We start from the raw sequence: 2,367 nt of genomic DNA, 5'->3' as shown, positions 1-2,367 counted from the left end.
TATAAATATAACTTCACTTATAAATAATGATGGCAAAAATCATGTTGTACCTATTCCAAACAGTGTTATGGTTTGTATTACAGTCCACTTTATTGTCTCTATTGAAGGACTTAAAAATATTTCAAATACTATATTTACTAAACAAAACATTAAATATGGTATTAATATGGACTTTATTCTTCTTAAAAGTAAGCTAAAAAAACTTTATTTATACTATCTTTATAATACAATAAAGCGCCTGATATTATAAAGAATAATGGTACATGAAATGAATATATCCAATTAATAAAAGCATTATTACTTTCGTAGATATGACCAATTACTACACCTAAAAGTGCAAATCCTCTTGCATTATCTAAATAATACAACCTGTTTTTATTATTCAAGATATCACCTCTACAATAAATTATATTTATTTATAAATACAAATGATATTATACCAAGGTTGTATATTTTTAGTTATAGAATCTATTTTTTTATCGAATTTAATACATTGTTAAATTTTATTCTGTATTTTATGTAAGCATATCTGTAACTCAAGCACTATTATTATATATTTTTCCTGAAGATGGTATAATTCACTTATATTATCTTTTCATGAAGAGGGGGGTAGCTATGGCAATATTAGCATATTCGATGTGTTTATTATCTATATTTTATATGATTTATAGCCTTAAAAATAATGGTAAAGATACATTTAATTTAACGCCTTATAAAATAGACGTAAATAAATTGGATTTAGAAAAAGAAGAAATGATAGTTAAGATATTAAGAGTTCAATATATGCAAATTGCAATGTTAATAGTAACTAATATGGTTATAGAAATTTTAGCTATAATTAATGGCTGGGATAAAAACATTTCAGTAGCTCTTTGTATGATTTTAATGTTTGTAATTTTCTATCAAGTTTATATAAACAAAAGAATAAAAAATATATTAGGGTAATTATATAGCCATAATGGTAATGTTAATAAACTGTAAAATTAGTAGGAGCAATTGGATATATTTTAATTTCTAAATTGGTTTTATGGGTATCAATTGTTGTTTTGATTGGATACTTTGTTAAAGTTAATGTTACTTTTAGATTTGATAAGTATAAAATAGATTTGGATGTATAGCATATAAAATCAGTGGCTTTTTTTGATATAATTAAGGGGAAAATAATAATCTGACAGGAGAGTTAATATGAAAATAAGGGAATATAAATCAAGTGATTGTAATGAAGTTGCTGACTTGTTTTATAATACTGTTCATTGCATTTATACAGAGAATCAGTTAAATGTATGGCCCACAGGAAATTGGAAAATAGAATGGTAATCGGATGTTTATTTGCTTATTTAGTATTAAAATTACACGATAAAGAAAATATTATAATTGATTCTTAATGCTCAAATAAATCTAATAGCTACTATTAGGTAAAAAGCAGATCTTTCTTACATTATTGTAAATTGTGCTAAGTAATTAAATAATATATAATGTGTAAAAAGTGGAAATTTAAAATTTGATATATTAGGGGAGGTTTTTATGATTACTGTTACATTGGAGTTATTCTTTCAAATAATAAATACAATACTTTTAATATTTGCTTTAATTTTAGGATATAAACTTATTTGTTATTTTAGCGATTTTTTATGCAAAATAGCTAGAACTAATACGAAAAAAAATAAGAATAATTAGTTATAAACTTCATTATACAGTAATGTTAATATACAATGTAGTAATTATTTATTAGACAACAATTTAAGGGAGAGTATAATGAAGAAAATTATAATACTTATTAGTGCAATATTGACAATTATATATAATAGGATATACCGATAAAGATATAGTTTTTAATAATGATGAGGAAATATTAGAATATCTCAATGAAAATGACTCTATGAATGAGATGGGAAAAGAAAATCTATCTATTATAGATACAATACACATTGATGATTCTAAAATAGTAATTCTCTTATCAGATACTGTACAAGGGTATATTGTATGTGAAAAAAATGAAAAAGGAAATTATGTAATGACTGATAATACGATGCAAGGTATAGAGTCAAATGGTCTTGGAGTAACTGATTTTTTAGTTAGATATAATCTTAATAAAGGATTAGAAAATAGTGATTTGGCTTATATAGTTATATCTGATGGAAGCAAGGTCTCTAGTGTAGACATGTCAGTAAATAATCGCATATCTAATAAAAAGTTAGAAACAGGCACTACATCTGTAACTTTGCTTAATATGAGATTGATAAATTCTAATTCACCAATGTTATATAATGCGAAATAAAAGGGAGGTAAAAATATGTGGATAATATTCGGGGGTATTGCCATAGTGGCTACTTTTTTAAATCTTTATATGTATAAAGTAGGAAAAAA

5 protein-coding genes are annotated in these 2,367 nt (G+C 24.0%); 4 read left to right on the top strand and 1 reads right to left on the bottom strand.

The window, feature by feature from the left end:
- Positions 1-182: 182 nt before the first annotated feature.
- Positions 183-386: an acyltransferase family protein gene (locus NSA58_RS18995; protein WP_074079623.1), complete on the bottom strand. Its 204-nt coding sequence runs from the start codon at positions 384-386 to the stop codon at positions 183-185.
- A 229-nt stretch (positions 387-615) separates the two neighbouring features.
- Here NSA58_RS18995 and NSA58_RS18990 point away from each other — a divergent pair, with 229 nt between their 5' ends.
- The 4 genes from NSA58_RS18990 (at position 616) to NSA58_RS18975 (ending at position 2,278) form a co-directional block, all read left to right on the top strand.
- Positions 616-945 carry a hypothetical protein gene (locus tag NSA58_RS18990; protein ID WP_257560851.1) on the top strand — a complete coding sequence of 110 codons (330 nt, stop codon included), beginning with the start codon at positions 616-618 and terminating at the stop codon, positions 943-945.
- Between the two features lie 240 nt (positions 946-1,185).
- Positions 1,186-1,317 carry an acetyltransferase gene (locus NSA58_RS18985; RefSeq protein WP_257560850.1) on the top strand — a complete coding sequence of 44 codons (132 nt, stop codon included), beginning with the start codon at positions 1,186-1,188 and terminating at the stop codon, positions 1,315-1,317.
- A gap of 207 nt (positions 1,318-1,524) precedes the next feature.
- Positions 1,525-1,677: a hypothetical protein gene (locus NSA58_RS18980; protein WP_161791909.1), complete on the top strand. Its 153-nt coding sequence runs from the start codon at positions 1,525-1,527 to the stop codon at positions 1,675-1,677.
- 202 nt (positions 1,678-1,879) lie between these two features.
- Positions 1,880-2,278 carry a hypothetical protein gene (locus NSA58_RS18975; RefSeq protein ID WP_257560849.1) on the top strand — a complete coding sequence of 133 codons (399 nt, stop codon included), beginning with the start codon at positions 1,880-1,882 and terminating at the stop codon, positions 2,276-2,278.
- Positions 2,279-2,367 lie beyond the last annotated feature (89 nt).

Origin of the sequence: Terrisporobacter muris, from assembly GCF_024621905.1 — a bacterium.
In the GTDB taxonomy this organism is placed as follows: Bacteria; Bacillota; Clostridia; order Peptostreptococcales; family Peptostreptococcaceae; genus Terrisporobacter; species Terrisporobacter muris.
Note: the sequence above shows the minus strand (reverse complement) of the source record. Positions and strands in the feature narration are given on the sequence as shown.